The 25,060-nt window shown below is 38.3% G+C and carries 26 protein-coding genes and 1 pseudogene; 11 read left to right on the top strand and 16 right to left on the bottom strand.

The window, feature by feature from the left end; genetic code table 11:
* Nucleotides 1-3 precede the first annotated feature (3 nt).
* Both OQ289_RS02455 and OQ289_RS02450 read right to left on the bottom strand, forming a co-directional pair.
* Nucleotides 4-2,292, bottom strand: coding sequence for a GumC family protein (locus OQ289_RS02455; RefSeq protein WP_270089287.1), 2,289 nt, complete (start codon nt 2,290-2,292; stop codon nt 4-6).
* A gap of 19 nt (nt 2,293-2,311) precedes the next feature.
* Nucleotides 2,312-3,070 (bottom strand): polysaccharide biosynthesis/export family protein, encoded by a 759-nt coding sequence (locus OQ289_RS02450; RefSeq protein WP_270089286.1) that lies wholly within the window; start codon nt 3,068-3,070, stop codon nt 2,312-2,314.
* A 367-nt stretch (nt 3,071-3,437) separates the two neighbouring features.
* Between OQ289_RS02450 and tnpA the strand changes: the two genes are divergently transcribed.
* The 3 genes and pseudogenes from tnpA (at nt 3,438) to tnpC (ending at nt 5,618) form a co-directional block, all read left to right on the top strand.
* A complete protein-coding gene (gene tnpA, locus OQ289_RS02445; protein WP_270089285.1) occupies nt 3,438-3,719 on the top strand; it encodes an IS66 family insertion sequence element accessory protein TnpA in 282 nt (93 codons plus the stop codon).
* A complete protein-coding gene (tnpB, locus tag OQ289_RS02440) occupies nt 3,719-4,057 on the top strand; it encodes an IS66 family insertion sequence element accessory protein TnpB (protein ID WP_270089284.1) in 339 nt (112 codons plus the stop codon). Before tnpA ends, tnpB begins: the two co-directional genes overlap by 1 nt.
* Nucleotides 4,058-4,101: 44 nt before the next feature.
* Nucleotides 4,102-5,618 (top strand): annotated as a pseudogene (gene tnpC / locus OQ289_RS02435) (IS66 family transposase).
* Between the two features lie 243 nt (nt 5,619-5,861).
* Here tnpC and OQ289_RS02430 read toward each other — a convergent pair.
* Nucleotides 5,862-6,299, bottom strand: coding sequence for a hypothetical protein (locus tag OQ289_RS02430; RefSeq protein ID WP_270089283.1), 438 nt, complete (start codon nt 6,297-6,299; stop codon nt 5,862-5,864).
* A gap of 185 nt (nt 6,300-6,484) precedes the next feature.
* Between OQ289_RS02430 and OQ289_RS02425 the strand changes: the two genes are divergently transcribed.
* The 5 genes from OQ289_RS02425 (at nt 6,485) to OQ289_RS02410 (ending at nt 9,526) form a co-directional block, all read left to right on the top strand.
* On the top strand, nt 6,485-7,561 hold the full coding sequence (locus tag OQ289_RS02425) for a cyclic nucleotide-binding domain-containing protein (RefSeq protein WP_270089282.1): 1,077 nt from the start codon (nt 6,485-6,487) through the stop codon (nt 7,559-7,561).
* Between the two features lie 212 nt (nt 7,562-7,773).
* A complete protein-coding gene (locus tag OQ289_RS02420; RefSeq protein ID WP_270089281.1) occupies nt 7,774-8,604 on the top strand; it encodes a universal stress protein in 831 nt (276 codons plus the stop codon).
* A gap of 90 nt (nt 8,605-8,694) precedes the next feature.
* Nucleotides 8,695-8,982, top strand: coding sequence for a helix-turn-helix domain-containing protein (locus tag OQ289_RS02415; RefSeq protein WP_270089280.1), 288 nt, complete (start codon nt 8,695-8,697; stop codon nt 8,980-8,982).
* Nucleotides 8,979-9,161, top strand: a complete 183-nt coding sequence (locus OQ289_RS22130; protein ID WP_443020448.1) for a winged helix-turn-helix domain-containing protein — start codon at nt 8,979-8,981, stop codon at nt 9,159-9,161. Before OQ289_RS02415 ends, OQ289_RS22130 begins: the two co-directional genes overlap by 4 nt.
* A 107-nt stretch (nt 9,162-9,268) precedes the next feature.
* The gene (locus tag OQ289_RS02410) at nt 9,269-9,526 is read left to right on the top strand and encodes a hypothetical protein (RefSeq protein ID WP_270089279.1); all 258 of its coding nucleotides are present in this window, start codon (nt 9,269-9,271) and stop codon (nt 9,524-9,526) included.
* A 285-nt stretch (nt 9,527-9,811) separates the two neighbouring features.
* Here OQ289_RS02410 and OQ289_RS02405 read toward each other — a convergent pair whose 3' ends face one another.
* On the bottom strand, nt 9,812-10,612 hold the full coding sequence (locus OQ289_RS02405; protein ID WP_270089278.1) for a zinc-dependent peptidase: 801 nt from the start codon (nt 10,610-10,612) through the stop codon (nt 9,812-9,814).
* A gap of 237 nt (nt 10,613-10,849) precedes the next feature.
* Here OQ289_RS02405 and OQ289_RS02400 point away from each other — a divergent pair, with 237 nt between their 5' ends.
* The 3 genes from OQ289_RS02400 to OQ289_RS02390 are packed head-to-tail and all read left to right on the top strand — an operon-like array spanning nt 10,850 to nt 13,575.
* On the top strand, nt 10,850-11,407 hold the full coding sequence (locus OQ289_RS02400) for a CD225/dispanin family protein (protein WP_270089277.1): 558 nt from the start codon (nt 10,850-10,852) through the stop codon (nt 11,405-11,407).
* Nucleotides 11,370-11,780 (top strand): DUF2752 domain-containing protein, encoded by a 411-nt coding sequence (locus OQ289_RS02395; protein WP_270089276.1) that lies wholly within the window; start codon nt 11,370-11,372, stop codon nt 11,778-11,780. Before OQ289_RS02400 ends, OQ289_RS02395 begins: the two co-directional genes overlap by 38 nt.
* Nucleotides 11,781-11,814: 34 nt before the next feature.
* Complete coding sequence (locus tag OQ289_RS02390) at nt 11,815-13,575, top strand: ATP-binding protein (protein WP_270089275.1); 1,761 nt, start codon at nt 11,815-11,817, stop codon at nt 13,573-13,575.
* Nucleotides 13,576-13,762: 187 nt separating this feature from the next.
* On the opposite strand, the gene groL is transcribed toward OQ289_RS02390, so the two are convergent.
* The 12 genes from groL to OQ289_RS02330 form a co-directional block, all read right to left on the bottom strand.
* Nucleotides 13,763-15,400 carry a chaperonin GroEL gene (gene groL / locus OQ289_RS02385; protein ID WP_270089274.1) on the bottom strand — a complete coding sequence of 546 codons (1,638 nt, stop codon included), beginning with the start codon at nt 15,398-15,400 and terminating at the stop codon, nt 13,763-13,765.
* A gap of 111 nt (nt 15,401-15,511) precedes the next feature.
* Nucleotides 15,512-15,787 carry a co-chaperone GroES gene (locus tag OQ289_RS02380; protein ID WP_033563485.1) on the bottom strand — a complete coding sequence of 92 codons (276 nt, stop codon included), beginning with the start codon at nt 15,785-15,787 and terminating at the stop codon, nt 15,512-15,514.
* A 234-nt stretch (nt 15,788-16,021) separates the two neighbouring features.
* Nucleotides 16,022-16,384, bottom strand: a complete 363-nt coding sequence (gene secG / locus OQ289_RS02375; protein ID WP_270089273.1) for a preprotein translocase subunit SecG — start codon at nt 16,382-16,384, stop codon at nt 16,022-16,024.
* Between the two features lie 13 nt (nt 16,385-16,397).
* Nucleotides 16,398-17,468 (bottom strand): hypothetical protein, encoded by a 1,071-nt coding sequence (locus OQ289_RS02370; RefSeq protein WP_270089272.1) that lies wholly within the window; start codon nt 17,466-17,468, stop codon nt 16,398-16,400.
* Between the two features lie 10 nt (nt 17,469-17,478).
* The gene (locus tag OQ289_RS02365) at nt 17,479-18,000 is read right to left on the bottom strand and encodes an LptE family protein (RefSeq protein WP_270089271.1); all 522 of its coding nucleotides are present in this window, start codon (nt 17,998-18,000) and stop codon (nt 17,479-17,481) included.
* Between the two features lie 6 nt (nt 18,001-18,006).
* Nucleotides 18,007-19,263: a sigma-54 interaction domain-containing protein gene (locus OQ289_RS02360; protein WP_033563489.1), complete on the bottom strand. Its 1,257-nt coding sequence runs from the start codon at nt 19,261-19,263 to the stop codon at nt 18,007-18,009.
* 45 nt (nt 19,264-19,308) lie between these two features.
* Nucleotides 19,309-20,745 (bottom strand): tRNA (N6-isopentenyl adenosine(37)-C2)-methylthiotransferase MiaB, encoded by a 1,437-nt coding sequence (gene miaB, locus OQ289_RS02355; protein ID WP_270089270.1) that lies wholly within the window; start codon nt 20,743-20,745, stop codon nt 19,309-19,311.
* A 216-nt stretch (nt 20,746-20,961) separates the two neighbouring features.
* On the bottom strand, nt 20,962-21,654 hold the full coding sequence (locus OQ289_RS02350) for an OmpA family protein (protein ID WP_033563491.1): 693 nt from the start codon (nt 21,652-21,654) through the stop codon (nt 20,962-20,964).
* A 114-nt stretch (nt 21,655-21,768) separates the two neighbouring features.
* Nucleotides 21,769-22,536 (bottom strand): hypothetical protein, encoded by a 768-nt coding sequence (locus OQ289_RS02345; RefSeq protein WP_270089269.1) that lies wholly within the window; start codon nt 22,534-22,536, stop codon nt 21,769-21,771.
* Between the two features lie 65 nt (nt 22,537-22,601).
* On the bottom strand, nt 22,602-22,997 hold the full coding sequence (locus OQ289_RS02340; RefSeq protein WP_270089268.1) for a hypothetical protein: 396 nt from the start codon (nt 22,995-22,997) through the stop codon (nt 22,602-22,604).
* A gap of 5 nt (nt 22,998-23,002) precedes the next feature.
* Nucleotides 23,003-24,412, bottom strand: a complete 1,410-nt coding sequence (rlmD, locus tag OQ289_RS02335; protein ID WP_270089267.1) for a 23S rRNA (uracil(1939)-C(5))-methyltransferase RlmD — start codon at nt 24,410-24,412, stop codon at nt 23,003-23,005.
* A 66-nt stretch (nt 24,413-24,478) separates the two neighbouring features.
* On the bottom strand, nt 24,479-25,054 hold the full coding sequence (locus tag OQ289_RS02330; RefSeq protein WP_270089266.1) for a TetR/AcrR family transcriptional regulator: 576 nt from the start codon (nt 25,052-25,054) through the stop codon (nt 24,479-24,481).
* Between the last annotated feature and the right edge of the window lie 6 nt (nt 25,055-25,060).

Genomic DNA, 25,060 nt, shown 5'->3' with positions numbered 1-25,060 from the left:
GTATTAGTTAGGCATGGCATATCCGTAGCCACCATACCCATACTTTTGGTTCTTTCCTCTTTTAGCGTCGTTAAATACTACCATTAGATTTTTAAGCTTATTTTCGTCGTTAATATCTTTCAGGATACCTAATTGATAGTTATTCGTGTAATTATATCTTACCAGGTAAATGCTTATATCTACATAAGGCGCTAAACTGAAAGCATCAGCTACTTGTCCAACAGGGGATGTATCTACAATTATATAGTCAAAGCGTTTTCTTAATTCACTTAGGAGTTCATCAACTCTGGAGCTCATTATCATTTCTGCTGGGTTTTTTGGAATTTCTGAACACCCAATTACACTGACATTATCTGATAATAGACTGGGTTGGATAATATCATCTACAGAAATACACTCATCATCAAGATAATCTGTAACTCCTAGCGTTGATGATAATTTTAACTTTTTTAATAGTACGGGGCTCCTTAAATCAAGTTCTACAATAACAACTTTTTTATTAAGCATTCCTAATGTAGTCGCCAAATTGATGCTAAAAAATGTCTTTCCTTCCCCTTTCATACTTGATGTAACCAATATCATTTTATGACGTTGATTTGTCATAAAGCTTAAATTCATGCGTATGTACCTAAATAGCTCGGAAATAGTGGAGCGATGGTCTGTTTGAAAAACATTGGTACCTTTATCTAGATTGTGGGAAAGTTCACCTAGCAATTTTGCACCTGTAAGCTCAATTGTTCTGGTATCCCTCACTTTATTGTTAAAAAATCCCCTAACATAAATAAACCCTGCAGGTATTAAGCATCCGAAGACTAAACCACATAAATAAAGCATTTGTGCTTTTGGAGCAATAGGTACCGTATTATAAGCTGGTCTATCTATAACTTGTGATGTAGGTACAGTTGTAGACAATGATAATGCTGTTTCTTCACGTTTTTGCAACAAGTAATGGTATAACCCAGTTTTCACACTTTGATCTCTACTTCTTTCTAAAAGTCCTCTTTCTATTGTAGGGACAGATTTACTTTTACTATAGAATTGTGAATAATTTTTTTGTAAATTTTTGTTCTGAATATTAAACCCACTTTTAATTGACTTTAAGTTTTCCAGAATGTTGCTTTTTAAACTTGATAATTGCTCATTCAAATTTAAAACAAGAGGATTTTCAGCATTAGCTGTACGAAGCATTCTGTTTCTTTCTAACTGTAAATCATTAAACTTTCCAATCATTACATTTAGTATAGGATCTTCTATTCCCATGGCGCTTGGCGCTAAACTGCCTTGTGCCTGATTGCTTTGAAAATAACCTTCTATAGATTTTACTAGGCCGAGCTTTACAACTGATTCCGCTAACAATTGGTTGTATTCAACCGATCTTGTTGCATTTAATTGTGCATCTATACCGAAATCGGTCACTTGATTTTGTTGTTTGAAGTTCTCTACATCTTGTTCCGCTCCAGCGAGGTCATTTATTAAATATTTTAATCTGTCATCTATAAACTTAATTGTATTTTGAGCGATAATATTTTTATTGTTTACATTATTAATATTATAGTTTTCAATAAGATTTGTTAAAATATCTAATCCCCGTTGCGGAATATTATCGTTCAAACTAATTGTAATAGTATTAGCATCTTTAACTACAGGAACTATATTCAACCTAGCTAAGCTATATGACTCTGTCAGTTTATACAGATCTTGAAATTGAATATTTATTTTTCCATATTCAGGTTTAAAAGCAGGCCCTTTCTTTATTAGTATTGTATAGTTTTTATTTTTGATAGGTTGATTATAGTTTGCAATCATATTAATATTACCAACTGTTAAACGAAATTGGTTGTTGTTAATAGATGTAATTTCTATAGCTCTGGAATAAGCTCCTTTTTTCAATTCCTGTACTTCTACTTTAATAGGTAATGTATTACCGTATAACTCTTTTGTTTTAAAACCTACTTTCTGAAAGTATGATGTCTCAAGATTCAAATCTTTTAAAACTTTAGATATCAAATCTCTTGATCTGAAAATTTCAGTTTCATTTTCAACTGTTTTAGTGGTTTGGAACATGTTCAAATCGCTAAAAGCAGTGCCGTTAGACATAGAAGCACCCTCTTTATCGTCTTGTACTAACAATGTGCTACTAATTTTATAAACAGGAGGTGTTATGAACAAGAAGCCATAAACGAAAGCTATTGCTGTCGTAATGCTAATTAAAAAATAGGGCCAGTTTTTGGTAAAACTTTTCAAAGCTTCTGCAACATCTTTAGGGCCGTTTAAGTTCTTTTCTGCAAACATGATCTTATTCCTTAAGTAATTAATTTCTTAAAATGGATGAAATCAGGACAGCAACTGCCGATATAGAGGCAATAACAATAGGCATAATTCTCGTGCTAGGGCTATACTCTATAGCTTTAGATTTATCCGGCTCCACATAAACTATATCGTTTTGCATCAGATTAAAAAAGCGATCATTAAGCACATCTTCTTGGTTTAAATTCAACCTTTTCATTATTCTTTTCCCATTTTGCTGTCTAATGACTAATACGTTTTCTCGTTTACCATAAACCGTCATATCGCCTGCCATACCAAGCGCCTCTAATAAATTAATATGATCGCCAGGTATGGTAAAGCTCGAGGGTTTATTTACTTCTCCGATTACGGTAATCTTAAAATTTAAAAGTTGTACTTCAACCATTGGTTCTTTGACATATTTAGCTAGTTTTTCTATTAATGCATCCTGGGTTTGTGTAATAGTCAAACCTTCCACTTTAATATTGCCTATTACGGGGAGAGTAATCATTCCGTCTTTAGCTACTCTGTAACCTGCCGGTCCTTCATAGGTAGCTCCTGCTGCATTTTGGCGGTTAACCGTAAATAGCGTGTTTGATTCCGGGTTAAGACTATTTATATTTATCCTCAAAAGATCGTTTTGTTGTATTTTTATTGATTCGTCTCGTATCGTTTTCTCGGCGCTTTGCGGAGCTAAATTGCTGAAATAAGCCAACTCTCTTTTTTGCGCACATGAGCTAAAAGTGAGTATATATATAATAATTAGCAGGTGTTTTGTTTTCATGATTTTATATCTTAAAATGTGCAAACCTTCTTTACAACTAAGGTATATATAAAACTATCAATAATTTATGCGGCAGATTACTATGTATTTAAAGTGTATAAATGGTGTACAGGTTTTACAAAAGTTTACGGTTTTGTTCAACAGATTTAGCAGGAGTTGTAAAAAAAGTGAATTACTATATGTGTAATACTTGGTTGTATTTAATGTGTGATGAAAGTAATTTTTGTTGTATATCAATTTGAGAGAAGTTGTAAAACAGCAGATTTGCATTTCTCAGTTTAAACATTTGATTTCTTTACAGTTTTAAACGTATCCGTCCGACCAAGTACATGTTTTATAAAGGGTATCTAGTTTCGATCTTTGTTGCATGAGCATACAAGAAAAAAGAGAATATATGCTATCGATGATAGCAGACTGGCAGCAGAGCGGAAAAAGTAAGAAGGCATATTGTGCTGAACATGGGATCAATGAAGCCAAATTTTATTATTGGCTTTCCCGAATTAAAGAAAGCGATAAGTCCGCTGTTGGCTTTTTAACCATCGATAAAGCCAGTAAAAACAGTGATATTGAAATTATCTATCCCAATGGTGTACGTATAAAGGTAGAAAAGGACCTTGGGCTTCTCTCTCAATTGATTCGTTTGTACTGATGTTTGCGCTAGTCTCATCGCATAGGTTTTATCTTTATGATGGTTTTTGCGACATGAGGAAGTCTTTTGATGGACTTTGTGGACTGATCAGTTCAGGTATGCAACGGCAGGCTACCAGTGGAGAGGTGTTCGTGTTCCTAAACCGTAGCCGTACGCACGTAAAGCTGTTACATTGGGAGAAGGGTGGCTTTGTGTTGTATTACAAACGTTTGGAAAGCGGAACTTTTCTGGCGCCACACACAAAAAACCACGAATTGTCCTGGAGTGATCTGGTACTGATGGTTGAAGGGATACAGGTCGTAAAAAGCATTCAAAAAAGACGTTTTTCTTCGACTTAAAAGCGATTTATTGTAGGATAAAAGCTGCTCCGTATATTTACACTATGGAAAAAGCGCTGGAAAATCTCTCTAAAGAGGACCTTCTCAAGGTCATTTCCAGCCGTGATGAAAAGATAAAGTCCCTTTCTCAAGATACCTCAAAAAAAGACGAAGAGATAGATTACCTAAAGTCACAGCTTGCCATGTACAAGCGTATGCAGTTGGGACAGAAGCGTGAGCGCTTTGAAAGCGATCCTGCTCAGACCATGCTCCCCTTTGAAGCAGAGCCGGCCAACGTTGTTCAGCAACAGGAGGAAACCAAAGAAAAGATCGAGTATATACGTAAACGTCCCATCCATAAAGGACGTGTGAAATTGCCCGCACACCTTCCTGTAGAAGATATCGAGATCCACCCAGAGGGTGATCTGTCTGAAATGGCGTGTATCGGTAAGGAAATTACCGAAGAACTGGAATGCGAGCCTGCTAAATTCTATATCAAACGTTACATCCGTTATAAATATGCTGCCAAAGATAAATCTGCCGTAGCCATTGCCGAGCTTCCCGAACGGGTCATCGACAAAGGAATCCCAGGAGCCAGCCTGTTAGCGATGATCCTGACCGCTAAATACATGGATCATCTTCCACTATACCGACAGAAGCAAATCTTTGCAAGGGAAAACATAAAGATAGCCTCCTCGACCATCGAAGGATGGACCAAACAAGCGCTAGAAAAACTGGAACCATTGTATGAAAAACTCGTCTTTGACACTAAAGTACAGGGCTCCTTACAGGTAGACGAAACACCGATCAAAGTATTGGACAGCGACAAAAAAGGCGCTGCCCATCAGGGCTATTATTGGGTATACCTTGCTCCGCTCGATGGAACCGTGCTGTTTGATTATAGCCCTACCCGTGGTGGTATTGCCGCTGTGCCTATGCTTGGAAACTTTAAGGGTTATCTCCCGACCGATGGCTATACTGTATACGAAAAGTATGGCAAAAAGAAGGAAGTGACGCACTTGGCCTGTTGGGCGCACGCACGCCGTGAGTTTGAAAAAGCATTGGATAATGATAAAGCAAGAGCTGAAAAAGCATTATTGATGATTCAACAGCTGTATACCGTAGAACGGAAAGCCAAACAGGAAAATCTAAGCGCAGAGCAGATCAAAGAACTTCGATTGACCGAATCCTTACCTGTTATCAACGAGCTGGGCAAATGGATCTTTGAAGAGATAAAAAGCACACTCCCTAAGAGCCAGATCGGTAAAGCAATGGCGTATGCATACGCCAGATGGGATGCACTATCAGCTTATTTATACGATGGACACCTCGAAATCGACAATAATCTTGTCGAAAATACAATCAGACCTGTAGCCCTCGGAAGGAAGAACTACCTTTTTGCAGGAAGCCATGAAGCAGCACAGCGTGCAGCAATGATATACTCTTTTTTTGCGATCTGCAAAAAGCATGAGGTAAACCCATTTCAGTGGTTAAACATACGCTGGAAAATATTATGTCCATAAACCACAAAAATCTTAAAGAGCTATATCCTCAGAACTTCAAGAAATCAGCTAACCTGTAGTTCATAGGCAGGATACTTTTAAACCACAGATAATCAAAAGAAAAATGCATATAGCAGATAGAATGGGGGGAGGAGCCCGTCAGGTATTGTGTAGTCTTTATGGTGAGGTATATAAAGACGGGTACAAATCGGGCGTTATATCCTAAACACGATCATAACCAAGTTTTAGTGACCTTAGTACATATAAGCTAACGGAAAGGATAAAAGGGATGTATTTTAAAAGAAGATAGCGAATTAAGAAAGTTATTTGGGGTGTTGAGAGTGATTTTGATTTATTAGACACTCGTTATATTTTTCTAACAGAAGGATATATTTTCTTATCCAATAGTCAATCTTCTCATTTTCTGTGAATGGGTTTTGTAAAGGATGCTGTTCTATTTTAGCGCCTGAATTTGAGCGAAAAACTTCGGGAAAATCAGAAGAAAAATCATAATTAGTATAAGAGCCAATTCTAACTAATATATCAAAAGGTAAAGTATCAAGCTCAAACCAATTGTATAACGTACACCTGCTAACCTTCATATATTTGGCCAGCTTACTTATATTATGACCTTGCTTTCTAATAATAGATTCTACAATATTACCTGCATGTTTTTGCGAAGAATCTTTTAAGGCAGCTCTGCTGCTTTCGGTATTTAAACCAACTTTAAAAAAATCCATCCTCGATTTGATAGCGTTCATAATTTTCTTAATTTTTAGGACATAATTAATTTTTGTATAAATTTCCTTCAAATGTTCTGTATGTGAAATGATGCTTGTCAGGGTTTATAGTGACGATGGTCACATATTTTGATCTCGGTTTTGTCGCTGAAACGCTACATTTTTTTCTTAAAAAATTGTCGCAAAGCAGAATTAGAAGTAGATTTATGAATGATCTGCTACAGGTATTGACAAAAATGAAAAACATTTTAATTATCGAAAATGATCTGGATTTACTGGGTAAATATTCGGATGTATTAAAAAATTCAGGGCATGAAGTAACAGCAGCATTTAATAGCGAAATGGGGATTAACCTTGCAGTAAGTGAACTTCCTAGTTTAATATTATGCAATACTGTGTTGTCAAATATAGATGGTTTTGGAGTATTATCTATATTATCAAAAAATCCATCAACTACTAAAATACCCTTCGTCTTTTTAAATGCTTTATCGACTCCAGATATTGTAAAAAAAGGTATAGCGTGTGGCGCTGATGATTTTGTCACCAAGCCATTTCAGGGCGATCAGCTTGTTAGATCTGTAGAAGCTCGAATTAACAAGAATAAGAATCAGAATTGGACATCATTGCCAGTTAGCGAGGCGAGTAATAATCATCCCCATAATGGTAAAGGCCTGGAAAAACTGTTCGATCTTATTTCTCAATGCAAAATAAGACATATCAAAAAGAAACAAACGTTGTATTACGAAAGCGATCATTCACAATGGCTTTATCTATTGGTAGAAGGTTGTGTTAAAACTTTGAAATTAACAGCCGATGGTCGACAAATGATCACAGGGTTGTATAAACCAAAAAGTTTTATTGGTTTGGATACTTTGTTGCTAGATGATCCTTGGCTTGAAAGTGCCGAAGCTACTCAGAATTCATCTCTTTATTTTATATCTAAAAGTGCAATTATTGATTTGTTAAACGAGCATGTCGAACTTAATCAACACTTTATTAAAATATTATCAGCCAATTTACATGAAAAAGAAGACCAACTTATAGAGCTTGCTTATGAGTCTGTGAGAAAAAGACTTGCACAAGTGTTGGTTCGGTTAAGTAAGGATGCAGTTCCAATAGACCAAATAGATATTTGTAGGGATGAGCTTGCTGGACTTGCTGGTATTGCTACAGAAACGGTTAGTAGAATACTTACCGATTTTAAAGAAAGAGGATTAATAGAAAGAAATGGAAGTCAGATCCAGATTATGGATCTTGGCGGTTTAATAAAGATGAAAAGCTAAACAAACGGTTTACAGCCCCGTTTTCATCAGAACAATTATAATTACCTTCCCTAAAATGCCTGTATAAGGTGTTCTCTCCAAATCTTGAAAAATGTATATCATCAAATTATCTGTAAAGCATATTTTACGCTAACGATCAGTGTTTTAACTGATAGCCATCATTGTATCTGTACTATTCTAAAAGTAATTTTAGCAAAAAATGATGAGGATGTATGGAAAAAATTCTGGTAGCTACAGATCTTTCGGCTGGTTCTACTTCAGCTATTCATTTTGCCTATAAATTGTCACAGTTAAAAGGTGCCACTTTGATTATTGTGCATGTTTATCATCTTTTGAAACCCAAAAGCTGGAGACCTCATAGGTTTGAAAATTACCGTCAAGTCAGAAGAGAATTTATATTAACTAAGTTAAACAAGTTTTTAAATCGAATTTTTAGTAACATAGAAGCGCCTGCCGTCAATTTTGAGATAGACCTTCAGATGAATCCAAATATAGTGACCACTATTTTGAGATGCGTGTCCAAGCATAAATGTACCTGTATATGCCTTGGTATTCAGGGGGGAGGGAGATTAAAAAAGACGATTGGTGCCTCAGCAAACAAATTAATTGCGAAATCTCCAGTTCCCGTGATTAGTGTGCCTAGTTTTTATAAGACAAAAACTATAGATAGTATTTGTTACGCTTCAGATATGACTAATTATCAAAAGGAAATCAAGAAGATTGTAGAGTTTGTAAAAACACTTAATTTTGAAATTAAATTATTGCATATTGTCTCTCCACGAGAAATTATGCTTAAAGCTACGCTTTTAGAAGCGCGGTTGTTCAAAAGAATAGGAGTTGCGGTTAAGGTTAAATATGCTCTCAGAACCTCGACGAACACTATAATTGAAGATATTGATCTTGCGGTTAGAAAAATAAGACCGTCTCTAGTTGTTTTTTTTATAAATAAATCTAAACACTATTTAAACCCAATACTTTATACTTCAACGACACACGAACTATCTCGCTTGAGAAAAATCCCGATATTAACTTATAAAAAGTAAATAAATCCCCAAGAGGTTCAATCTAATATATAAAGAATCTCAACTTCTGGTTCATTCTCAACGGTTTTTGGCAACTTATCTTTCGGTATCGTGGGAAAATCAGTATTAAAAGTTCAGCGTGCAGAGGCTGAGAAAATAAAGAAAATCTTAAGCAAGAATGAGGCGTATACCGTTGGAGCCAGGCTAAATCTTGTTTACCTGGTCGCATTGGGACATTCCAGCAGAAAACTGTCTGAGCTTCACAACATAAGTTTTAAACAGATAACCAATTGGGTTCATCGTTTCGAGAATGAAGGCATAGAAGGTTTGAAAGATAAGAAAGGAAGAGGAAGGCATAGTGCGCTGTCAAATGAACAGCTTGAGAAAATAAAAAAATAGTCCTGAAACAGACTCCCTCAGACTATGGGTTTGAATCAAACAGATGGACTGGACCGATTTTGGCAAAATGGATAAAAAAGGAATACGGCTTAGACTATCAGAAAGCGCAGGTATACAACTTACTGGAAAAGGTTGACATAACCTTTATGAAGAAGCAGGGATTAGTATGTTCCGTGTAATTTTATATAATACTTTCACCAAAAGTGACGAAGAACCAGTTTAATTGTACAGAAAGTGGCCAGTATTGACAGAACGTACACCTAATTGAATCCTGAGTATGCTAAACATGAGATATTGCAATGGGGATGAGGTGCTGCAGAAAGTGATTAAGGAGAGCCTTTCTCCCTATAAGGATTTTAGTGATTTGTTGGAACGGGGAACACCTGATTTTTCCGTGGTGGAACAGTTGGAAGAAAAAGTGACCGAAATGCACCAGCGTGTTGAACTTAAGAAAGCGATCTACGGTGAAAATGCCGATCTTGGTGATGACGATATTATGAAAAGCGAGGCTGAAGGTGCGGTCTTTGCCAGAAAATTCGTTTAGGATTTATCTGAACATATTCAGTTTCCAGAAGATGAGCAACGGAAACTTGATAATATTTAGCTTGATATTTTCTTTAATAATGTAGGATATTTTCTATTGTCAAAACAAAAAAGCCTGCTTCGGGCAGCGAAACAGGCGGTTTGATTGAAATGTTTTATTCCGGATTATTCGATGAGGTTTTTCATATTTAAAATGGCTTCGTAGTCGTCGATGAGGTTAGATTTTCCGAAACTGCCCTCTACTAAAAAAGCGATTTACAATGTAAATCGCTTTTTCTTTTCCCCCTTAAATCGTACCACTTCGTTCATAGGTTTCTGAAAGAATTTTGAATAGCTCAGGGTGTTCCTCTTTCAATAATTTTGGTTTTTGAAAAAAGTACTCTGATAGTACAGCGAGAAATTCGGCTTCGTTGGTGGCCGCATAATCTCTAATATCTGATTGTTCGCTTCTAATCTGTCTTATCGTTTTACTCATTTCGGCCAACCATGGCCCCACTAAAGATTTCGGAATAAGATATTCGGGGACTCCATCAATTTCACCATCGGCTTTATCAATAAGATGTACAAATTCATGAATGGCGGTATTATGCGAGCTTCCTAGCGCAAATCCTGTTCGTAGCGCACCCAATGATAAAATCATCTTCCGATTCATTGCACCATCTCCTACCATACCTAAGATATTGCGATTGGCATTATCTGTATCAAACTTCTCATCGAATGCATCGGGATAAATCAGTACCTCATCTAGATTTTCATAAGCCCAATTATCAAAATGAAATAGAGGTATAGTAGCACTGGCGGCAACCAAGACCTTATCCTCATCGGCTATGAACACGCCTTTTTCAGCAGAAATCTTGGTCGTCTTTAAAAAATATTCTACGCGCTCACAGAAACGATTTTGTTCATGTTCATTTAGTTGCCTATAAAACGTGACGTGCGCATCAAGTATATTCCTAATGGCAGCTGTAGCTATATTAGCTCCACCCTGTACGGAATGCTTCCTACCTACATTTTTAAGTACGTACATTATCAGTAACCCTCCAAGAATAAACAAAAGAGCAGTAATCACTAGGGGACTATATTCCATGATTAAACTTAGCCAAAATGTACTGGATTCGCAAACTCCAGTCAATGCTGCATATCAACTACCACTCTCGGAATAATCTGATTACTAACTAAATTACGAGAATCAAACCCCACTTGAAGAGCGCGCCTTCCATTCGTTCCATAAGTGTATGCTTATAAAGCAGAAACATAGCACATATTTTATTTGTACGCTAAGATTAATATTTCTAACTTCATTCACTAAAATTGACCAGTCCATATGCAAAAATACCATTACACTGACGGCACTAATAGCTTTGGTCCCTTTACTCTAGAAGAGCTTCGTCATAAGAATATCACAGCCGAGACCTACGTTTGGTCACCGGATTTAACGAATTGGACTAAAGCGGGCGAAATACCAGAACTGACAGAAATTGTCAATGCATACCATTCGCAACAATCTGCTGGAGAAGTTTTAGCTCCACCCCTTCCGCAACCACAAATCACACCTACTTATAACAGTGGAGGCACACCTTATACTCCTCTTACGAACAACATCTTTGAGCAGCCACCCAAGTCTTATTTGATTGAGGCCATCATCGCTACAATTGTATGCTGTATCCCTTTAGGTATCCCAGCAATCATCTATGCTACTAAAGTCGAAAAGAAATTTTACATGGGAGATAAGATGGGGGCCGAAATGGATTCAAAAAATGCAAAAAAATGGATTATCATTGCAGTGGTAGGATCGATTATTTTTTATCTATTATATTTCGGGATAATAGCTGGTTTAGCATATTTTGGATCTACTCAAGATGCTGGTGACTATTCGTACTAATAAATACGTTATCGGCACGACTCTCCTCCTATTGGGAGGAGCTTTTATCTATATCTATAAAAACTATGACCCCATGGAGCACAGCTTCTTTCCAGCTTGCCCTATCAAGGCGCTAACTGGTTTTGACTGTCCCGGCTGTGGCTCCCAACGTGCCATTCATGCAATACTCAATGGCAATTTCAAAGCGGCTGTTAATTCCAATCCGCTTATTATGTTCCTTATACCTTATCTTATCCTGAACTTGTATTTTATCACCCGCCCGTTCCTAACAGCAAAGCAATTGCGATGGCGCAATTTCTTATTTGGTTATCCAGCCATGATCGTGTTGAGCATCATTACGCTCCTTTTTACGATACTACGCAATCTGATTTGATTATTTATATAGGACATTTGGACGCTTACACACAATGTCAAGACGCTATAACAAATATTATATAGACACTAAAATAAGTGTAGAGAACAAGCAGTTGGCTATCTTAGCCGCCTGCCTGGTATTGCTCAACATCTTCAATATGGTGTGCAACATCTATACCGGTCTCCCTATTGGGATCAACATAGTATGTGCGGCTGTCATCTTAGCACACCTTTATATGCTTAGACTATCCTTAAAAAACATTGCAACAGAACGGTCTAAATTTCGATATTTCCTTTTCTTGACAACGTGTCTGGCTATTGTGTGGCTACTTAATAATGGCCTCGACAGTAGCATGCCTATGAATTTCATATTTTATCTTATCGCTGGTCTGTTGACACTCTCGGGTACTTATCGTCTAAAGTTCATTGTTTTTTTCATAGGAGTCACCATAGCCTGCTTGATAACGGATTTCTTTTTCCCGCAATATTTAATTCCTTATACGGACGATAAATCTAAACATTTCGACCTGTTGACATCTTTCTTAGTATGTGTCATAATAAGCATCACTATGGTATCATCATACAAGAATGTGTATGATTATGAAAAGAAAATCTTAAGCCTACAAAAGAAAAAACTGGAAAAATCGGGAGAGGAGCTTATTGCATCAAACAAAATTGCAGAGGCTGCCACGCAATCTAAATCCAAGTTCGTAATGACCATGAGTCATGAGATAAGAACACCATTAAACGGCATAATAGGCACTATCGACCTATTACAGACTACCCCCCTGAACAATCATCAGCAATTGTTGCTGGAAAATCTTCAAGCCAGTAGCCATATCTTATTTGAACTTGTTGCCGATTTATTGGATATTTCGAGAATCGAAGCTAACAAAATGAAAATCCACTCTTCTACCTTTTGTTTAAAATCCGCTGTATCAGCTGTGGAAAGGGTCCTCGAACCGATGTTGAAAGGGAAGGACCTGCAATTATCTACCGTAATGGAAGAGGACATGCCACAATATATTACAACAGATGAAGCTAGATTTAAGCAAATATTGTTGAATATCCTCTCCAATGCCATCCAATTTACAGAAAAGGGCTTTGTGAAGGTTCACCTTTGGACATCTGCAGTGGCAGAGACCTCGTATCTTCATTGTGCGGTACAAGACACAGGTGTAGGCATTAAAGTCGAAGATATACCGCATCTTTTTGAGCAATTCTCACAAATAGAGCAACACGTCCATTTAGCCAATAAAGGTGTTGGCCTTGGGCTTACCATTTGCGACAAGCTTCTCAGCACGCTCAATGGAACAATAACGGTGGAGAGTATCTATGGAAAAGGAAGCACTTTCACCTTCAAGATTCCCTTTTCACCCGCTGACCCTAAAATTTCCACACTTGGACTTACACACGAGAAAAACCACCACTCCATGCACAAGCTAAAGATATTAATAGTTGAGGACAACAGAATCAACCAATTGGTTCTTTCTAAAATGTTAGACGAATTGGGTTATCCCCATGAATGTGCAGACGATGGTCAACAAGCATTGGACAAACTAAAAGAGCATTATTTTAACATCGTCCTGATGGATATACAGATGCCGATAATGAACGGGGTGGATTCTACACATCATATTCTGGCCCACTATGCTGAAACGGGACAGAAACCTCCCATTATTATTGGTTGCTCTGCCCATGCTATGGAAAATGATAGAGAAAAATATTTAAAAGAAGGAATGAGCGATTTTATTATCAAGCCCATATCGCTAGGGCTACTCAAAGAAACGCTTGGAAAGCTAACAACTGATTAATGGCCATTTACCCCTAAGATTATAACCATTTTTACGAATAATTTAACCATAGAAATGCCCAAAAATAGAGGCACAGGTAGTTTTAACTATTGCTACAAACTTCATGTAGACATTGGCAGTATATAAAAAAAGCGTCCCTATTCACATAGGGACGCTTTTATTTTGTATCAAGATTAAGTGACAATGATTACATCATACCACCCATACCGCCTCCCATTGGAGGAGCACCTGCACCAGCTGCATTATCATCTGGTTCGTCAGCTAATACACATTCAGTTGTTAATAACATCGAAGCGATAGAAGCTGCATTTTCCAATGCTACACGAGATACTTTAGTAGGATCGATAACACCCGCTCCAATAAGGTTCTCATATTTATCAGTACGTGCATTGTAACCAAAGTCAGCACTTCCTTCTTTAACTTTTTGAACAACTACCGCACCTTCTACGCCGGCGTTATTACAGATTTGACGCAAAGGCTCTTCGATAGCACGTCTAATGATATCAATACCGATAGTCTCATCCTCATTCTCACCTTTAAGGTTCAATAAAGACTCTGTCGCACGGATGAAAGCAACACCACCACCTGCAACAATACCTTCTTCTACAGCTGCACGAGTTGCATGCAATGCATCATCTACACGGTCTTTTTTCTCTTTCATTTCAACTTCAGTAGTTGCACCTACGTAAAGTACAGCAACACCGCCGGCTAATTTAGCAAGACGCTCTTGCAATTTTTCACGGTCGTAATCTGAAGTCGTTGTCTCAATCTGAGATTTTATCTGATTAACGCGAGCTTTGATATCATCCGCATTTCCACCACCGTTGATAACAGTTGTATTGTCTTTATCAACAACGACCTTCTCTGCTTGTCCAAGGTAAGAAAGTTCTGCATTTTCCAATTTATATCCTCTTTCTTCAGAGATAACTGTACCACCTGTCAAGATAGCAATATCTTCCAACATGGCTTTACGACGATCCCCAAATCCTGGAGCTTTAACAGCAGCAACTTTCAGTGAACCACGAATTTTATTAACAACTAATGTTGCCAATGCTTCGCCATCTAAATCTTCAGCAATAATCAACAACGGTTTTCCTGTCTGTACTTGTTTTTCCAACACAGGCAACAATTCTTTCATGTTGCTGATTTTCTTATCGTAAATCAAAATGTAAGGGTTTTCTAACTCCGCTTCCATTTTATCTGAGTTAGTCACAAAATAAGGAGATAAATAACCTCTGTCAAATTGCATACCTTCAACAGTTTTCACTTCTGTTTCAGTACCCTTAGCCTCTTCAACTGTAATTACTCCATCATTACCAACTTTCTCCATCGCTGTAGCAATCAGTGAACCGATTACTTCATCATTATTTGCTGAAATTGTGGCAACTTGCTTGATTTTATTGTTGTCTTGACCAACTACTTGAGATTGAGATTTCAAGTTGGCTACAACAGCAGCAACAGCTTTATCTATACCACGTTTCAAATCCATTGGATTAGCACCAGCTGCTACCGATTTGATACCCGGAGCAATGATTGCTTGCGCCAATACAGTCGCAGTTGTCGTACCATCACCAGCTTGGTCAGCTGTTTTAGAAGCTACCTCTTTGACCATCTGAGCGCCCATATTTTCCAAAGCGTCTTTTAAGTCGATTTCTTTAGCAACAGAGACACCATCTTTAGTTATTGATGGCGATCCAAATTTCTTTTCAATAATTACATTACGTCCTTTTGGACCTAAAGTTACTTTTACAGCATTTGCCAATGTGTCAACACCTCTTTTTAGTGCGTCACGTGCATCAACGTTATATTTTACCTGTTTTGCCATTTCTTTAAGTATTTCAGTTTGGGTATTTCAGTTAAGAACTCTTCATCTTAAAGTTCATTCCATTATATCCCGTTCAATTCTATTTGTGAGATTTACAATTCTACTTTTCAATTACAATACTGCGTATATATCAGCTTCACGCATAATCAGATATTCCTTGCCTTCATATGTGATTTCTGTACCAGCATATTTGCCATACAATACTTGATCGCCAACTTTAACGGTAAGAGGCTCATCTACTTTTCCATTACCTACAGCGACCACAGTACCACTTTGAGGTTTTTCTTTAGCTGTATCTGGAATATAGATACCTGATGCTGTTTTTTCTTCTGCGGGAGCAGCTTCTACAACTACTCTGTCTCCGATAGGTTTAATGTTTAATGCCATAATATTATTCTCCTATTATATTTTAATTGATTGTATTATTAAAAGTTTACATGAAGGTGTCATCATCAATTATGCCAAAGGGAGTATTTAAACTTTTGTTGCCATTTTTGCACAAAAACACCCCAATTACTGACATAGACCCAACTATTAGTGTCATGATGTCAGCACAATTTGGCACAAAAAAAAGCCCCATTCAAATGAGAATGGGGCCAATATATTTTCCTGAGAATTCAGTTATTTAGCTGAATCGGATTTTACGGGTTCTGCTGTCGGTGTAGTGGGCTTTGCCTGTGACGGGTTTAAGTTCAAAGGACTCTGTTGCGCAGGTGCATTGATTTGCTCACTTAGGCCACCTTTAGAAACGCCACCTCCTTTTGATGGTCCTAAAATATTTACCGCCAAACAGAATACCATCAATGCAATCACCAATGTCCATGTTCCTTTTTCCAAGAAATCTCCTGTACGTTTTACCCCCATCAAATTTGATCCACCAGCAAATCCTGAAGAGAGACCTCCTCCTTTTGGATTTTGAATCAACACCATAAGTGTTAATAGCACACTCGCTAGTATAATCAGGACAATTAATAATGTTTGCATTTCTTTAAATTATTTAGTTTAATTTTTGTTCCAATTCTGTAATTCGGCTCGCAAAGTAAGCATTTTTTTCTGGAAATTTCAAAATTAATTTTTTATACACGTCTATCGCTTTCGGATATAGGCCTTGATCCGTATAAATAATTGCTAATGTCTCCGTGACTAAAGTAAATTGGTCCTCTGCACTTTTTCGAGCCTTATTCTCCATATTCAGCTGATCAGCCTGTGGGGGTTTTATTTGAGGCTCCTCACGAATGAATTTTTCGATAACTTCATCAATTTTCTTAGGAGGCGAGGGAATTACAACTTTTTCCTTCACTTCTTCACTCAATTTTTCCTCGGGAGATTGGGTTCTAAAGACATGTTCTCGAATTTGTTGATCCAGAATTTTTTCATCCAATTTTGAAAGGTCAAATTGTCCTTTCTCAGGTTTTGGTAAACGGGGTTCGACAAATGGTTGATAGGTATCTGCATGCTCTAGGCGGGTCTTGTGCAGCCACCATAGAAAGCTATACGGCATCAGATGATCGTTATAAATACTCACACGCTCTTCCTCCGTTTCGTCCGCAGCAACGCTATTCTCGACAATATCTGGCTGAAATTCGCTCTCCTTATTATCCGATAATGATGAAAATTCAAAAGCTGCTCCAATATCGCCAATACCTTCATTCTGTATGTTGGTATGGTCTTCCATATCAACATCCATCAAAGATTTTGCTGTTTCCATGGTGCGTGCATCCACTGTACCAGTCTCGTTGCCTATATTGGCCTCTTCCTCTGGCGCCTGAGCAGCCATATCCTCGAAAACAACATATTCATCGTGACCGACCTGCTCCACTGGAATGGTGACAACATCTTTACGCACGTATTCTGCCAACCAGGCAGGCTGATGCGCATACAGCAAGGCCATAGCCGTATCCACGGGAGGCTCATTTAACAAAGACCGACGACGTTCATAAGCAAATCGTAAAGGTTGAGAATAGGGAAATTCCTTCATCAATTGCGCCATATCTCCATCAGACACTAGGGTAGGGTCCAATAATGATTGGTGAAATAATTCAACCTTGGTTTTACTTATATTTTCCATATTTTGTCTACTACCAATTTGCAAATGCGCGGTTATAAATATCTTCTGTCAACATGGTTACAATTTCCTTATTTAGCGTTTCCTCATTTGATTGTACATTGCCAGCAAAATCCTTGAATCTAGTAAAAGATTGCTCAAAACTATCCTCAGTCTTCTTCTGATTGGTATATGTAACTTTCACAGTAATTGACAGCCGGTTCAAGGCTGCCATATCCGACCCCGCTTCTACCGCTGCAGGAGTAATGCTATAATCGGTAATAAACCCTTCAAAAACAGCATCGCCACCTGTATTCACTTGGCTCAGTCTAGACTGATTACGAATCCGTTCCTTGAGCCCTTCTGTAAATGTCTGACTCAACGTAGCATATACCATCGGTGCAATGTTTTCAAAAAATTGCACATTTACGGTCTTCATATCAGGAGGAATAGATCCACCTGTAAAACTGTATTTTACACCGCAACTGCTTACTGTCAATAGCAATACGACCAACGTCAACGTCAAATCAAAATAGACTTGCTTCAATCTACTCATGGCTGATTATTCTAAATTTAAGTCTTTTATTTTTCGATATAATGTACGTTCGGAAATTCCCAACTCTTGGGCAGCAGCCTTTCGCTTACCTTTATGCTTTCGTAATGCTTTTTTTATCATATCAGACTCTTTTTCAACTAAAGAAAGAGATTCTTCGACTTCTTCCACATCTTGTGTGTCATAGGAATTAAAATCCACATTTGGGGCATGCGCTGGTCGTGCATTATGGATGGTCCATGCAGACTCCGATTGTTCTGGTAAAATGGATGCCGCAGGCTTTACCTCCTGATATAGTTGATTGATATAGGGTGAATTTTGATCAAAAGTATTTGGATTGACTCCTTTTTGAATCAATTCAACGACCAATTTCTTCAAATCTACCATATCTTTTTTCATATCGAAGAGTACTTTATACAAGATGTCTCGTTCTGAAAAATCGTCTTTTTGTGCATTCTGAGGAACAAACACAGGTAGGTTAGAATGCTCGGCAGGAATGTAATGCTGTAAAATTTCGGCATTCACGATTCGTTCCTTTTCCAATACTGCAATTTGCTCAGCAATATTCTTCAATTGACGAACGTTTCCGGGCCAGCTGTAATTCATTAACATATGCTGGGCATCGTCAGTCAGTTGTACTCCTGGACTCCGGTATTTATCTGCAAAATCAACCACAAATTTACGAAAAAGCAGATTGATATCTTCCTTACGTTCTCGCAAAGCAGGTATCTTTAAAGGTACTGTATTCAGTCTATAATACAGGTCTTCTCTGAATTTACCTTTCTTAACTGCTTCATACATATCGACATTCGTCGCAGCCACAACCCTCACATTCGTCTTTTGGACCTTCGAGGAACCTACACGAATGTATTCTCCACTCTCCAATACCCTTAAGAGTCTAGCCTGCGTACCTAGAGGCAGCTCACCCACCTCATCTAAGAATATCGTACCGCCATCTACGACTTCAAAATATCCTTTTCTAGCTTCATGGGCGCCCGTGAAGGATCCTTTTTCATGACCAAAGAGCTCAGAATCGATTGTTCCTTCTGGAATAGCACCACAGTTGACGGCTATAAATGGTCCGTGTTTGCGGGCACTTAGTTGATGGATAATATGTGAAAATACCTCTTTACCACTACCGCTCTCTCCTTGAATCAATACCGAAATATCCGTTGGAGCTACTTGTCTAGCTACATCAATCGCCCTATTCAACAAAGGCGAATTGCCAATTATACCAAATCTATTCTTTATATCTTGATTGTCCACAGTGTATATCTTGTTTAAGAAAATTTTTCAGGTGGCTCGTATATTCTAATCAATAATCCGTCCGAGTAGTGTTGCCGATGTACAGGATTCACCCAATACATTAACATAGTCGCCAACTTTAAAGCGGCTATCTACTGGAAAGACGACCATAGCGTTCTGATCATTACGACCAGCGTAATCCTGATTGGATCGTTTGGAATATCCTTCAATTAACACCTTATGTACTTTACCTACAAAATTCTGAATTCGGTAATGGCTGTGTTCACGTTGTTTACTGACTACTTCCGTCAATCGTCTTTTCTTCACTTCTTCAGGGATATCATCCTCGTATCGTTTGGCAGCTAACGTCCCCGGTCTTTCAGAATATGCAAACATATATGCGTAGTCATACTTAACATAATCCATCATTGACAATGTCTCTTGATGCTCTTCCTCTGTCTCGGTACAGAACCCGGTAATGACGTCCGTCGAAATTCCGCAGTTTGGCAATATACGACGAATCGCATCCACCCGGTTGATATACCATGGTCTATCGTAGGTCCTATTCATCAATTCCAACACCCTGGAATTGCCGGACTGTACAGGTAAGTGAATATATTTGCATATATTTTCATATCTAGCCATCGTATGCAACACCTCATCGGTAATATCCTTTGGATGAGAGGTTGAGAAACGGACGCGTAAAAGTGGACTCACATCAGCAACCTTAGCCAGTAATTGAGCAAAGTTGACCACCTCTCCAGCGAGCTCACCCTCAGCTACAGGAGCAGTATATTTATAAGAATCAACATTTTGTCCCAGCAACGTTACTTCTCTATAGCCCGCATTAAATAGGTCATGTGCTTCTTTAACAATAGAATCGACATCGCGACTACGTTCACGTCCTCTCGTAAAAGGGACTACGCAAAATGAGCACATATTATCACAGCCCCTCATGATCGAGATGAAGGCTGTTATTCCATTGGTATTTAACCGTACCGGGTTTATGTCCGCATATGTCTCCTCTCTTGACAGCAAGACGTTGACAGCCTTTGCCCCATCATCTACCTTTTCAATCAGGTTGGGGAGGTCTCTATAGGCATCCGGCCCTACGACGACATCCACCAATTTTTCTTCCTCTAGGAATTTGGATTTCAGACGCTCTGCCATACAGCCCAGTACTCCCACAATCATTCCTGGATTTTTGGATTTTGCAAATTCAAACTCCTTTAGGCGATTACGTACTCGCGTCTCGGCATTCTCGCGAATAGAGCAGGTATTGATAAAAATTACGTCCGCTTCATTATAATCCTTGGTTGTTTCAAAACCCTTGTCCAACAAAATAGAGGCTACGATTTCGCTGTCGGAAAAGTTCATCTGACAACCGTAACTTTCGATATAAAGTTTCCTTCCGTTACTATTGTCGGAAGTTTTTTCCAACTGTAGAGCCTCACCCTGACGGGACTCATCGTGCTCTTTTGTGCTATGAGATAAATCTAACATTGTCAAAATTCAAAGAGTACAAAGTTAGGAATAATAATTAAGAAAATGTGACAGATTGGCAGGATAAACAAATGTATAGACGAAATTTAACATTCGTAAGCAAAACCAATCAGATTGCTTCTAAGCGCCTTCCCGCTCGTAAGGAAAGTTACAGATAAAAAAGAAAGGGCATCGTCCTCGCGACCATGCCCTTTTTTGTAAAAGTTTAAATGCTATTTATTTAGTTGCATCAATAGCTTCTTGTTTCATTTTATCTCCAGCAACAATAACAATCTCTACACGACGATTTTCAGCACGTCCGGCATCTGTATCATTACTAGCGATAGGCTCTGAATAATTTTTTCCTTCTGTTTTAACACGCCCTCCATTCAAGCCTTGGGATACGGCATATGTCTTCACCGCAGCTGCCCTTGCGTCGGACACCTTCTGATTTGCAGCTAAAGACCCGATATTATCTGTATGTCCAATTACCAAAATTTTAGTATCAGGCTCTTTGTTCAATGTCTCTACCAACTTTGCAATATTTGTCTTTGCTGAAGCTTTAAGATCAGACTTGTTAAAGTCGAACAAAATGCCTTCATCAAATTTGACGATAATCCCTTCATCGGATTTGATGACCTCAGCTCCCGCTACCGTATTTTCAATTTCAGCCGCCTGCTTGTCCATTTTCTTTCCAATCAAAGCTCCCGCCGCACCGCCTATTACGGCACCAGCTATAGCCCCAACAGCTGTATTACCAGCCTTACCACCTATCAATGCGCCCAAGGCACCACCACCTGCAGTACCAATTGCTGCACCTTTAGTAGTAGAATTCATGTTTTGGATAGTTGAACAACTACCAAATAACATTGCTGAAGTTGCAACTGTTAGTCCAAATACAGCTATTTTTTTATTTACTTTCATATTCATTGGAATTTCTTTCTACTATTTGGTCAATATAAAACAAAGCAAATGCCAAAAATGTTTTGTTCTTCACGTTTTACTTAAAAAACATGATAAAGAAGAGATTAAGTAGCTACAATACTACTTTTCCTGTATAGGAATATCGAGTTTGGGTAGGCGTTCGGGCTTTGGACGTCCATTCTTTTCAAACTGTTCGTACGAAGACTTCACATAATTTATGATATCATACTGTCCCCAATACTCTACTTGACTTGGTGAAGGACGATAAATTGACATAAAAGACTCTAGATCTTCACCCTGTAAACCCGTAATATTGGACACTGTGGTACGTGTAAATATTCGATCTACTTTTGCCTCTTCAATCTCGCGGTCCATATAATTTTGGAAACGCTTTGCATTTTTGGCTTCACGACCGAAGAGATTATACAGAGCAGTAGCGGGGCTTGCCAAATAGGTCATTGTCCTATTTTTGCCACCATTATAGACACCCTTTTTCCCATAATCACGCATAATATTATTCATCTCCGCTTCCTTACTCAACCTGTCGACTACAACCGTCTCCAGTGTAATACCTGGTTGCATATCAATTAGGATATCGTCCTTGGAATACAACATTGTTTTTATGCTTCCATAACCTATTTTGGAGAACAATAAGCTATCCCCTATGGATGCCTCCACCGCAAACACGCCAAAGTTGTTGGTTATGACTGTCCGTTTGGTGCGCAAATTGGTCACATTCACATCAGCAAGTCTATTAGTAGTCCCTTTTTCCATAACAAGTCCATTCACTGGACTCATCGTCTGTGCCAAGGAATATTGTGTCTTGACTCCACACACAGCGAGGATCAACATTATCAGACTATACTTATACAAATTAAACTTATACATACACACTAAAAGTAATAATACTTTGACAAACCCAAATGTTAAAAATAATTAAAACTACTCTTAGATTACTTATATGGATAGAAAACAAAGTTTGCTCCTTCGGGAACGACTACAAAAAGACACATGTAGTCTTCGGACTTCTTATAGGTCCGTTCGAAATAAGCTTTTCTATCATCTTTGATAAGCCCTCTGTCGACAAATTCTTCCAAAGAAGATGCATTAACGGTCCAACTCGTTCCTAACTCTTTCTTATCGAGCATCACCTCTCCCACACTTACCTCATGTTGATGGGCAATAAATATAGGGAACAAGGTATACCCCTCTGCAACCATCTCTGCCGATACTTCCTTTATCGATTCTGCATAAAAATCAAGATCCTTTTTAAGGCTTTTTAAGGGACTATCTTTTTCGAGCTGGCCATCATCGCCGGCTTGATTTTTCAATAATTCTTCTAAATCCATATTTCTTAATCTTTCAATTTCAATAAAACCACATTTTCCACATGTTGCGTATGCGGAAACATATCGACAGGCTTGATACGTTCGACGGTGTACTTATCGGACAATAATGCGATATCACGCGCTTGAGTAGCCGCATTACAGCTTACATATACAATCTTTTGAGCTTCCATCTCTAAAAGTCTTTTTATCACGTCACCGTGCATCCCTGCTCTCGGCGGGTCGGTGATAACTACATCCGGCTTACCGTGTTCTTTGATAAACTCTGTAGTCAATACATCCTTCATATCGCCAGCGTAGAATTTCGTATTCTTTACACCATTGATTTCGGCATTTATTTTAGCGTCCTCAATAGCTGTAGGCACATATTCTACCCCAATGACTTCTCTTACCGAACGTGCAACGAAATTTGCAATGGTACCAGCCCCTGTATAAAGGTCATATACCAATTCGTCACCTTGCAGAGCAGCAAATTCACGAGTTATCTTATACAATTCATATGCCTGAAGCGAGTTGGTCTGATAAAATGACTTTGCACCGACCTTGAACTTGAGGCCTTCCATCTCTTCATATATAAAATCTCGACCTTTAAATACATGGATATCCTGGTCAAAGATGGTATCATTCTTCTTTTGATTGATGATATAGAGTAGAGAGTCGATATCTGGGAATCTGGAATTGACCTCATTCATCAACAACTCCACTTGTCCATCTTCGGGGTATGCAAACACAACAATTACCATCTTCTCACCTGTAGACGAAGTCCTTATAATCAGGTTACGCAGTACCCCAGCATGCTCTCGAAGGTCATAAAACGAAATCCCATTGGCAATAGCAAATGTTCGAATATGATTCCGGAGCTCATTGGAAGGGTCCTCCTGCAGGTAGCAATGTTGGATGTCTAGAATTTTATCAAACCTTCCGGGCACGTGAAATCCCAACGCACTCATCTCTAAGCCTTCAACGGCATCATCAATTGATGTCAACCATCTTTTGTTGGAAAAAGTATATTCTAATTTATTACGGTAATATGTTGTCTTAGCTGAACCGAGGATCGGTTCCATGGACGTGGCGTCTATTTTTCCTATGCGCGACAGCACGCTTTCTACTGTCTGTTGTTTAAATTTCAACTGCCCTTCGTAAGTCATCTCTTGCCATTTGCATCCACCACAGACCCCAAAGTGTTCACAAAAAGCTGTAGTTCGGAATTCGGACGGCTTTTTTAATGCTGCTACACGTGCCTCAGCAAAATTCTTCTTTTTCTTCATCAATTCCACATCGACGATATCTCCCGGTATAGCCCGTTCGATAAACAGGACCAAGTCATCCGATTTACCTACGCCCTTACCCTCTTCAGCGATATCAATCACATCGATATCTGAAATAAATTTTTTGTCTTGTGGAATTCTTCTTCTCATGATGGCGCAAAAATACGCTTTTTAATGGAAATTAACATAGTGCAACAACCATTGGAAAAAGGGGTACTATATCAGTGCAGCCTGAACGAGATAAGGTAGGATCTCTTTTTGAAACGAAATAAAATTTTTACGTACATCGGCCTCTGACACTGCCGTAAAAGCAAACGAGAATACAACGTTTTTACTGGTTTTAATTAGGAAGGTCAATTTCTCCTCAGGGACTTCATTTGCGATGGCTTCATTTTGGATAAATGAGCTTAACAAAAGGAACTCCAAATCTTCCGATAATGTTTTTAGATATTCCTGTGCATTAGATGATTCGCGAATGAACTCCCACCCTACGAATTCATTACACACCGTATATGTCAATCTACTTACCCTCAAAATAGTATTGGCCAAGAAGGTAGGCAAGTCATTCTGATTCACATTTTTATCTAAAATATCTTTGACATTCTCCCGAATATAATCCATGAGGATGGCGTGCAGAATCAGTTCTTTACTAATAAAATATTTATAGACTGTTGCTTTGGAAACGTTTGCTACTTTAGCTAGTTCGTTTACGCTCGTCTTATTATACCCGTATCGCCTGAAAAGCTCCCGAGCTGCTTTTTTTATCGATGCAACAATTTTTTCAGGCTCCATATTCCT

The organism is Sphingobacterium sp. SYP-B4668 (assembly GCF_027627455.1).
Classification (GTDB): Bacteria; Bacteroidota; Bacteroidia; order Sphingobacteriales; family Sphingobacteriaceae; genus Sphingobacterium.
Note: the sequence above shows the minus strand (reverse complement) of the source record. Positions and strands in the feature narration are given on the sequence as shown.

Coding starts and splice junctions, on each gene's coding strand:
- tnpB (WP_270089284.1), top strand. CDS start 3,719: ATGTTTGCGCTAGTCTCATCGCATAGGTTTTATCTTTATGATGGTTTT.
- OQ289_RS02390 (WP_270089275.1), top strand. CDS start 11,815: ATGTCAAGACGCTATAACAAATATTATATAGACACTAAAATAAGTGTA.
- secG (WP_270089273.1), bottom strand. CDS start 16,384: ATGCAAACATTATTAATTGTCCTGATTATACTAGCGAGTGTGCTATTA.
- OQ289_RS02400 (WP_270089277.1), top strand. CDS start 10,850: ATGCAAAAATACCATTACACTGACGGCACTAATAGCTTTGGTCCCTTT.
- OQ289_RS02450 (WP_270089286.1), bottom strand. CDS start 3,070: ATGAAAACAAAACACCTGCTAATTATTATATATATACTCACTTTTAGC.
- OQ289_RS02425 (WP_270089282.1), top strand. CDS start 6,485: ATGAATGATCTGCTACAGGTATTGACAAAAATGAAAAACATTTTAATT.
- OQ289_RS02430 (WP_270089283.1), bottom strand. CDS start 6,299: ATGAACGCTATCAAATCGAGGATGGATTTTTTTAAAGTTGGTTTAAAT.
- OQ289_RS02370 (WP_270089272.1), bottom strand. CDS start 17,468: ATGGAAAATATAAGTAAAACCAAGGTTGAATTATTTCACCAATCATTA.
- OQ289_RS02350 (WP_033563491.1), bottom strand. CDS start 21,654: ATGAATATGAAAGTAAATAAAAAAATAGCTGTATTTGGACTAACAGTT.
- OQ289_RS02365 (WP_270089271.1), bottom strand. CDS start 18,000: ATGAGTAGATTGAAGCAAGTCTATTTTGATTTGACGTTGACGTTGGTC.
- tnpA (WP_270089285.1), top strand. CDS start 3,438: ATGAGCATACAAGAAAAAAGAGAATATATGCTATCGATGATAGCAGAC.
- OQ289_RS02330 (WP_270089266.1), bottom strand. CDS start 25,054: ATGGAGCCTGAAAAAATTGTTGCATCGATAAAAAAAGCAGCTCGGGAG.
- rlmD (WP_270089267.1), bottom strand. CDS start 24,412: ATGAGAAGAAGAATTCCACAAGACAAAAAATTTATTTCAGATATCGAT.
- OQ289_RS02420 (WP_270089281.1), top strand. CDS start 7,774: ATGGAAAAAATTCTGGTAGCTACAGATCTTTCGGCTGGTTCTACTTCA.
- OQ289_RS02455 (WP_270089287.1), bottom strand. CDS start 2,292: ATGTTTGCAGAAAAGAACTTAAACGGCCCTAAAGATGTTGCAGAAGCT.
- OQ289_RS02380 (WP_033563485.1), bottom strand. CDS start 15,787: ATGGCATTAAACATTAAACCTATCGGAGACAGAGTAGTTGTAGAAGCT.
- miaB (WP_270089270.1), bottom strand. CDS start 20,745: ATGTTAGATTTATCTCATAGCACAAAAGAGCACGATGAGTCCCGTCAG.
- OQ289_RS02340 (WP_270089268.1), bottom strand. CDS start 22,997: ATGGATTTAGAAGAATTATTGAAAAATCAAGCCGGCGATGATGGCCAG.
- OQ289_RS02345 (WP_270089269.1), bottom strand. CDS start 22,536: ATGTATAAGTTTAATTTGTATAAGTATAGTCTGATAATGTTGATCCTC.
- OQ289_RS02405 (WP_270089278.1), bottom strand. CDS start 10,612: ATGGAATATAGTCCCCTAGTGATTACTGCTCTTTTGTTTATTCTTGGA.
- groL (WP_270089274.1), bottom strand. CDS start 15,400: ATGGCAAAACAGGTAAAATATAACGTTGATGCACGTGACGCACTAAAA.
- OQ289_RS02410 (WP_270089279.1), top strand. CDS start 9,269: ATGAGATATTGCAATGGGGATGAGGTGCTGCAGAAAGTGATTAAGGAG.